This window comes from Rahnella sp. EDr1-12 (assembly GCF_049206505.1).
GTDB lineage: Bacteria > Pseudomonadota > Gammaproteobacteria > Enterobacterales > Enterobacteriaceae > Rahnella > Rahnella rivi.
Map to the genome: position 1 here is coordinate 18914 of NZ_JBLZNY010000012.1, position 8391 is coordinate 27304.

Sequence of the window (8391 nt, forward strand, 5' to 3'; positions counted from 1 at the left end):
TGTCTATTGCTAAACAGGCAGGTGCCCCTGTGATCAATGCGAATTCGAGTACTTACTCGTCTTCCAGCTCGATGTTGATACCCAGAGAGCGGATTTCTTTCAACAATACGTTGAAGGATTCCGGCATGCCTGGTTCCATCCGGTGATCGCCATCCACGATGTTTTTATACATCTTGGTACGGCCGTTCACGTCATCGGACTTAACAGTCAGCATTTCCTGCAGGGTATACGCGGCACCGTATGCTTCCAGTGCCCATACTTCCATCTCACCGAAGCGCTGACCACCGAACTGAGCTTTACCACCCAGCGGCTGCTGAGTAACGAGGCTGTAAGAACCGGTAGAACGCGCGTGCATTTTATCGTCAACCAGGTGGTTCAGTTTCAGCATGTACATGTAGCCGACGGTAACCTGGCGCTCGAATTGCTCGCCGGTACGGCCGTCAAACAGTGTGATCTGGCCAGAGGTTGGGATTCCGCCCATTTCAAGCAATTGCTTGATCTCTGTCTCTTTCGCACCGTCGAAGACTGGTGTTGCGATTGGCATACCTTTTTTCAGGTTCTCAGCCAGACGCAATACTTCGTCATCGGTAAAGGTGGTCAGATCTACTTTCTGACGTACGTCGTCGCCCAGATCATAGGCACGCTGGATGAACTCGCGCAGCTTAGAAACTTCTTCATGTTTCTTCAGCATGGCATTGATTTTTTCACCAATACCCTTCGCAGCCATACCCAGGTGGGTTTCTAAAATCTGACCAATGTTCATACGTGATGGAACGCCCAACGGGTTCAGTACGATATCAACAGGAGTTCCGTTTTCATCGTAAGGCATATCTTCGATCGGGTTGATCTTGGAGATAACACCTTTGTTACCGTGGCGGCCTGCCATTTTGTCACCAGGTTGGATCTGACGTTTAACGGCCAGATACACTTTAACGATTTTCAGCACACCTGGTGCCAGGTCATCGCCCTGAGTGATCTTACGACGCTTAGCTTCGAGTTTTTTCTCAAACTCGGATTTCAGTTCGTCGTACTGTTCAGCAAGCTGTTCCAACTGATTCTGTTTGTCTTCGTCAGTCAGTGACAGTTCTAACCAACGATCGCGAGGCAATTTGCCCAGCTTGTCAGCTTCAACACCGCCAGCAACCAGCGCAGACTGGATACGTGCAAACAGACCAGCTTCCAGAATTTGCAGCTCTTCAGTCAGGTCTTTCTTAGCCTGTTTCAGCTGCATTTCTTCGATTTCTAACGCACGTTTGTCTTTTTCCACGCCATCGCGGGTGAAGACCTGAACGTCAATAATCGTACCGGAAACGCCGTTTGGTACACGCAGAGAAGAGTCTTTAACGTCAGACGCTTTCTCACCGAAGATCGCACGCAGCAGTTTCTCTTCTGGCGTCAGCTGGGTTTCACCTTTAGGCGTCACCTTACCAACCAGAATGTCACCACCGGTCACTTCAGCACCGATATAAACGATACCGGATTCATCCAGTTTAGAAAGTGCAGCTTCACCCACGTTCGGGATGTCTGCAGTGATCTCTTCAGGCCCTAACTTGGTGTCGCGTGACACACATGCCAGTTCCTGGATATGGATAGTGGTGAAGCGGTCTTCCTGCACTACACGTTCGGAGACCAAGATGGAGTCTTCGAAGTTGTAACCGTTCCAAGGCATGAACGCGACACGCATGTTCTGACCCAGTGCCAGTTCGCCCAGATCTGTTGACGGACCATCTGCCAGCACGTCGCCGCGCTCGATTGGTTCGCCCAGATTCACACACGGCATCTGATTGATGCAGGTGTTCTGGTTAGAACGGGTGTACTTAGTCAGGTTATAAATGTCGATACCTGCTTCGCCTGGATTCATCTCATCTTCGTTTACACGAATAACGATACGGGATGCATCAACGTACTGAACTGTACCACCGCGTTTAGCTACGGCAGTAACACCGGAGTCAACCGCAACAGCACGTTCCATACCAGTACCCACCAGCGGCTTATCAGCACGCAGAGTTGGAACTGCCTGACGTTGCATGTTCGCACCCATCAATGCACGGTTGGCGTCATCGTGTTCCAGGAATGGAATCAGAGAAGCACCAACGGAGACGATCTGCTGGGTGGAAACGTCCATGTAGTCAACCTGATCGCGGCTAAACAGGCTTGATTCGCCTTTGCTACGACAAGTGACTAAATCTTCCAGGAAGTGGCCTTCGTCATCCAGGTTGGAGTTCGCCTGAGCGATAACAAAGTTGCCTTCTTCGATGGCAGACAGGTAGTTAATTTCATCGGTAACCATACCTTCACGCACACGGCGGTAAGGGGTTTCCAGGAAACCATACTCATTGGTCTGTGCATACACAGACAAGGAGTTGATCAGACCGATGTTTGGACCTTCTGGCGTTTCGATTGGACATACGCGACCGTAGTGCGTCGGGTGTACGTCTCGAACTTCAAAGCCAGCACGTTCACGGGTCAAACCGCCCGGGCCCAATGCAGAGATACGACGTTTGTGCGTAATCTCAGACAACGGGTTGTTCTGGTCCATAAATTGTGACAGCTGGCTTGAACCGAAGAACTCTTTCACCGCAGCCGAAATTGGCTTCGCGTTGATCATGTCCTGAGGCATCAGTGTATCGAGGTCACCAAGAGACAGACGCTCTTTAACAGCACGCTCAACACGAACCAAACCTACACGGAATTGGTTTTCAGCCATTTCGCCGACAGAACGAATACGACGGTTGCCCAAGTGGTCAATATCATCCACTTCGCCCTGGCCGTTACGAATGCCGATCAGCTTTCTCATGACCTGGATGATGTCGTCTTTGCTCAGGATACCTGAACCTTCGATTTCATCACGCAGCAGAGAACGGTTGAACTTCATACGACCTACAGCAGACAGGTCGTAACGATCTTCGGAGAAGAACAGGTTCTCGAACAGAGTTTCAGCTGCTTCACGCGTTGGTGGTTCACCAGGACGCATCATGCGATAGATCTCAACCAGCGCGCTCAGGCGATCGCTGGTTGGGTCGACGCGGATTGTCTCGGACATGTACGCGCCATGGTCGAGATCGTTGGTGAACAGCGTTTCAATGGTTTTGTGTCCGGCCTGGCTCAGTTTAGCCAGTAAATCCAGAGACAATTCCATATTCGCAGGAACAATCAGCTCACCGGTATTGGTGTCGATGTAGTCTTTAGCAACTACTTTCCCTGCGATGTACTCAACAGGAACTTCGATGCGCTGAATGTCGTCTTTTTCAAGCTGACGAATATGGCGGGCAGTGATACGGCGGCCTTTCTCGATATAGACTTTGCCGTCAGCTTCGATATCAAACGAGGCTGTTTCACCACGCAGGCGCTCAGGTACCAGCTCCATCTGCAACTTGTTGTCGCGGATCTGGTAAGTCACCTTTTCAAAGAACAGGTCAAGGATCTGCTCTGTGGTATAGCTTAATGCACGCAGAATGATGGTCGCTGGCAATTTACGGCGACGGTCAATACGTACAAACAGGTTATCTTTCGGGTCAAACTCGAAATCTAACCATGAACCGCGATAAGGGATGATACGTGCGTTGTACAGCACTTTACCCGAGGAGTGGGTTTTACCCTTATCACTGTCGAAGAATACACCTGGACTACGGTGAAGCTGAGATACGATAACCCTCTCAGTACCGTTAATCACAAAGGTACCATTTTCGGTCATGAGCGGAATTTCGCCCATATAGACTTCTTGTTCCTTGATGTCTTTGACCGTACCTTCTGGTGCCTCACGCTCGTAGATAACCAGACGCAGTTTCACACGCAATGGCGCGGAGAAAGTTACACCACGGATCTGGCATTCTTTAACGTCGAATACTGGCTCACCAAGACGGTAGCTAACGTATTGCAGCTCAGAATTGCCGCTGTAGCTTTTGATAGGAAATACAGAACGGAATGCAGCTTCCAAACCGTGCTGGCCTTCCGGATCTTGCTCGATAAACTTCTGGAACGAGTCAAGCTGGATAGAAAGGAGAAAGGGAATGTCCAAAACTTGTGGACGCTTACCAAAATCCTTACGAATGCGTTTTTTCTCGGTATAGGAGTAAACCATAGGGTTCCTCAGCTCGCTGATCAGTGACCCAATCTTGTCTGCCCTGAGAAGGACAGTTCATGCAACACCGTTTATGTCGATCGGAAAGCAGAAACGCTTTCCGCAATATCTGTTTCTATCACTCTTAAATCATTTCGTTGTGCATTATCTATGGATGAGCCATAGCAAGCGGCATCAATATATTAAGGCGTCTCAAGAAGAGATATTAGAGTAGTTCAGTGCTCAAACAGTGTGAAACACCACTGACACTCTATAGCGCAAAAAGGCTGGTGACTAAAAAGTCACCAGCCATCAGTCTGTTAGGACAGACTGCACTCCGGGAAGTTAAACTTACTTAACTTCAACAGAAGCACCAGCTTCTTCCAGAGATTTTTTCAGAGCTTCAGCGTCGTCTTTGCTGATGCCTTCTTTCAGAGCTGCTGGAGCAGACTCAACCAGGTCTTTTGCTTCTTTCAGACCCAGGCCAGTCGCGGTACGAACAGCTTTGATAACTGCAACTTTGTTCGCGCCAACAGCAGCCAGAACAACGTCGAACTCAGTTTTTTCTTCAACAGCTTCAGCAGCAGCAGCAGGACCTGCAACAGCAGCAGCAGCAGAAACGCCGAATTTTTCTTCCATAGCGGAGATCAGTTCAACGATTTCCATTACAGACAGAGCTGCAACGCCTTCAATGATTTGTTCTTTAGTGATTGACATTTCAAGTGTTCCTAGAATTCAGAAATAGTTTATACGTAAGCAAATGAACGAGATAAAAAAGGCTGATTAAGCAGCTTCTTTCTGATCGCGTACAGCAGCCAGAGTGCGAACCAATTTGCCTGCAGAGGCTTCTTTCATGGTTGCCATCAGGCGTGCGATTGCTTCTTCGTAAGTAGGCAGAGTTGCCAAGCGGTCGATTTGAGCCGCAGAGATAAACTCACCTTCAAAGGCCGCAGCTTTAACCTCAAATTTTGCATTCGCTTTAGCGAAATCTTTGAACAGACGGGCAGCAGCGCCTGGGTGTTCAGTAGAGAATGCAATCAAGGTTGGACCGACAAACGTGTCTTTCAGGCACTCAAACTGAGTACCTTCTACGACGCGACGCATCAAGGTGTTACGAACAACACGCATGTAAACGCCAGCTTCACGACCTGCTTTACGCAGTTCAGTCATTTTATCTACAGTTACGCCACGGGAATCCGCAACAACCGCAGACAGCGCGCCTTTGGCTACTTCGATGACTTCAGCAACAATCGCTTGTTTGTCTTGAAGATTTAATGCCATTAGCTTTTTGCTCCTGGATTTAGCCGGGGAAAATCCCCGGAACTCACATCACTTGTTATCGAGATCGATATCAAGCGTTCAAACACGGTGAGCAGAGAATCCAGCAAAGACAAATCTTAATTAATAATAAAAAAGAAATACTTTCTTCAGGCTCTGTCACCGTCTACGCAGGAAGGATTAAGTCCCTTACGGGACACCTGCGGTCTTGGACGGAGGCCTGGATAGGCCAGGCTCCAACCGAAAAATTCTTGGTTTCGCATTAACGAAACAACGGGCGATAGATTCTATACAAATCCACCACCCGCGTAAAGCGATAAACACAGGTAGTTAATTAGTTAACTACTGCGCTCAGGCCGCTTTGATCAACAGCAACACCTGCGCCCATTGTAGTGGACAGGCTTACTTTCTTGATGAAAACGCCTTTAGCCTGGGAAGGCTTCGCTTTTTTCAGCGCGATCAGCAGAGCTTCAAGGTTTTCTTTCAGCTTGTCTGACTCGAAATCAACCTTACCGATAGTGGTATGGATGATGCCGTTTTTGTCGTTACGATAACGAACCTGACCTGCTTTAGCGTTCTTAACCGCTTCAGCAACGTTAGGAGTTACAGTACCAACTTTCGGGTTAGGCATCAGGCCGCGTGGACCCAGTACCTGACCTAATTGGCCAACAACGCGCATTGCATCTGGAGATGCGATAACAACGTCGAAGTTCATTTCGCCTTTTTTGATCTGATCAGCCAGATCTTCCATGCCTACCAGTTCAGCGCCTGCAGCTTTAGCAGCTTCAGCGTTAGCACCTTGAGCGAAGACGGCAACGCGAACAGAACGACCGGTGCCGTGTGGCAGAACGGTTGCACCGCGAACGTTTTGATCAGATTTACGTGCGTCGATGCCGAGGTTAACGGCAACGTCCACGCTTTCTACGAATTTAGCAGTGGCCAGCTCTTTGAGCAGAGCAACGGCTTCGGTGATGTCATACTGTTTAGTAGCATCAACTTTGTCACGGATCACGCGCATGCGCTTGGTCAGCTTAGCCATCTATTAATCCTCCACTACCAGGCCCATGGAACGAGCAGTACCTTCGATGGAGCGAGTCATCGCTTCAACGTCAGAACCAGTCATGTCCGCAGCTTTGGTTTCTGCGATTTCACGAACCTGAGCACTCGTTACTTTACCCACTTTGTCTTTGTTCGGCTTGCCGGAACCAGACTTGATACCAGCCGCTTTCTTCAGCAGTACTGCTGCAGGAGGGGTTTTGGTAACAAAAGTGAAAGAACGGTCAGAATAAACAGTAATAACAACAGGAATTGGCAGGCCTTTTTCCATGCTATCAGTCTTAGCATTGAACGCCTTACAGAATTCCATGATGTTCACGCCTTGTTGACCCAGAGCTGGACCAACTGGCGGACTTGGGTTTGCCATACCAGCTGCAACTTGCAGCTTAACGTAGGCTTGTACTTTCTTGGCCATGGTAAATATCCTCGTTTGGGTGATATCGCCTGTTTGAAGAGGCTCCCCGTTATTTGTAGTACTTTACAGTTTTACGCGCAGAGGCTGCACATAAAAACAAAAGGCGCGAAATTATAGTTCAATTTCGCGCCCTGTACAACATCTGTTCTAATGATTATAGAACGCTGTTGTTAGCCTTTTTCAACCTGACCGAAGTCCAGTTCAACCGGTGTTGCACGGCCAAAGATGGAAACAGACACTTTCAGGCGGCTTTTTTCGTAATCGACTTCTTCAACCACACCATTAAAGTCTGCAAACGGCCCGTCACTAACACGTACCAGTTCACCTGGTTCAAACAATGTTTTAGGACGTGGTTTATCACCGACTTGTTGCAGGCGGTTCATGATCGCATCAACTTCTTTATCGCTGATTGGAGCAGGACGGTCAGATGTCCCACCAATGAAGCCCATCACGCGAGGAACACTGCGAACTAAGTGCCAGCTGGCGTCATTCATCACCATCTGAACCAGCACATAGCCAGGGAAGAACTTGCGCTCGCTCTTGCGACGCTGGCCACCACGGATCTCAACCACTTCTTCAGTTGGAACCATGACTTCGCCAAACAGCTCTTCCATGTCATGTAACTTGATGTGCTCACGCAGCGATTGCGCTACGCGGCCTTCAAAGCCGGAAAACGCCTGAACGACGTACCAACGTTTTTTAGGTGCTTCAGACATTTAGAACCTCAGACCAGTAATGAAAGATACCAGGCGGACTAAAATTCCATCCAGCCCCCACAGAATCAGAGACATAACGGCAGTCACCGCAGCAACGATCAGTGTGGTATGCAATGTTTCCTGGCGCGTTGGCCAAATGACTTTACGTACTTCGGTGCGCGCTTCACGAGCAAACGCAACCGTCGCTTTGCCTTTAGTGGTCAATAATGCCACTGCGCCTGCAATTGCGATAATAACAACTACAGCTAACGCGCGTAACGGCAGGCTGTATGCACGGTAATAATAGTTACCTACAATTGCTACAACCAACAAAACGGCAACAACCAGCCACTTTACCGCTTCCAGGCCGCGCCCGCTCCCTTGAGCCTCGGTATTCGCACTCATAAACCAACCCGTCGCAATGATTCAGAACAAACAACTTTGCCTCGCATTGCGAGGCAAACCAAACCGATCGATGCTCTACTTGAGCGCAATTCGGTGTTTTACGCTATATCTCAGAGCCTATCTCACCAATGATTATGACGTATAAATCGCTGATGAGATAGGTTCTCGCGCCACAGCGTAGAAAAAAGGGCATCGAATGATGCCCTTTTAGTGTGTATTGCGTCAACGTATAGTGACAAAAAAGTCAATCGGCAATTAAGCGATAACTTTAGCAACAACACCAGCGCCTACAGTACGGCCGCCTTCACGGATTGCGAAACGCAGACCGTCATCCATCGCGATTGGGTGGATCAGGGTAACAACCATGTTCACGTTGTCACCAGGCATTACCATCTCAACGCCTTCTGGCAGTTCGATAGTACCGGTCACGTCAGTTGTACGGAAGTAGAACTGTGGACGGTAGCCTTTGAAGAATGGAGTAT

7 protein-coding genes and 1 pseudogene are annotated in these 8391 nt (G+C 48.9%); all 8 read right to left on the minus strand.

The genetic code is table 11. The annotated features are described in order from the left end of the window. Nucleotides 1–52: 52 nt before the first annotated feature. A complete protein-coding gene (gene rpoB, locus ACO0U8_RS23785) occupies nucleotides 53–4081 on the minus strand; it encodes a DNA-directed RNA polymerase subunit beta (RefSeq protein ID WP_056777959.1) in 4029 nt (1342 codons plus the stop codon). A 330-nt stretch (nucleotides 4082–4411) separates the two neighbouring features. After that, nucleotides 4412–4777: a 50S ribosomal protein L7/L12 gene (gene rplL, locus ACO0U8_RS23790; RefSeq protein ID WP_013577410.1), complete on the minus strand. Its 366-nt coding sequence runs from the start codon at nucleotides 4775–4777 to the stop codon at nucleotides 4412–4414. Nucleotides 4778–4843: 66 nt separating this feature from the next. After that, nucleotides 4844–5341: a 50S ribosomal protein L10 gene (rplJ, locus tag ACO0U8_RS23795; protein ID WP_013577411.1), complete on the minus strand. Its 498-nt coding sequence runs from the start codon at nucleotides 5339–5341 to the stop codon at nucleotides 4844–4846. A gap of 331 nt (nucleotides 5342–5672) precedes the next feature. After that, entirely contained in the window at nucleotides 5673–6377 is a 705-nt protein-coding gene (rplA, locus tag ACO0U8_RS23800) for a 50S ribosomal protein L1 (protein ID WP_122097337.1), read from the minus strand. A gap of 3 nt (nucleotides 6378–6380) precedes the next feature. Further along, nucleotides 6381–6809, minus strand: a complete 429-nt coding sequence (gene rplK, locus ACO0U8_RS23805) for a 50S ribosomal protein L11 (protein ID WP_013577413.1) — start codon at nucleotides 6807–6809, stop codon at nucleotides 6381–6383. A 170-nt stretch (nucleotides 6810–6979) separates the two neighbouring features. Further along, a complete protein-coding gene (gene nusG / locus ACO0U8_RS23810; RefSeq protein ID WP_056777953.1) occupies nucleotides 6980–7525 on the minus strand; it encodes a transcription termination/antitermination protein NusG in 546 nt (181 codons plus the stop codon). Continuing rightward, a complete protein-coding gene (secE, locus tag ACO0U8_RS23815) occupies nucleotides 7526–7909 on the minus strand; it encodes a preprotein translocase subunit SecE (protein ID WP_034794996.1) in 384 nt (127 codons plus the stop codon). A 255-nt stretch (nucleotides 7910–8164) separates the two neighbouring features. Next, nucleotides 8165–8391, minus strand: a pseudogene (gene tuf / locus ACO0U8_RS23820) (elongation factor Tu); the annotation flags it as partial.

What these genes read in the sequence shown, in the direction of transcription:
- rpoB (WP_056777959.1), bottom strand. Translation starts at nt 4,081, where the DNA reads ATGGTTTACTCCTATACCGAGAAAAAACGCATTCGTAAGGATTTTGGT.
- rplL (WP_013577410.1), bottom strand. Translation starts at nt 4,777, where the DNA reads ATGTCAATCACTAAAGAACAAATCATTGAAGGCGTTGCAGCTCTGTCT.
- rplJ (WP_013577411.1), bottom strand. Translation starts at nt 5,341, where the DNA reads ATGGCATTAAATCTTCAAGACAAACAAGCGATTGTTGCTGAAGTCATC.
- rplA (WP_122097337.1), bottom strand. Translation starts at nt 6,377, where the DNA reads ATGGCTAAGCTGACCAAGCGCATGCGCGTGATCCGTGACAAAGTTGAT.
- rplK (WP_013577413.1), bottom strand. Translation starts at nt 6,809, where the DNA reads ATGGCCAAGAAAGTACAAGCCTACGTTAAGCTGCAAGTTGCAGCTGGT.
- nusG (WP_056777953.1), bottom strand. Translation starts at nt 7,525, where the DNA reads ATGTCTGAAGCACCTAAAAAACGTTGGTACGTCGTTCAGGCGTTTTCC.
- secE (WP_034794996.1), bottom strand. Translation starts at nt 7,909, where the DNA reads ATGAGTGCGAATACCGAGGCTCAAGGGAGCGGGCGCGGCCTGGAAGCG.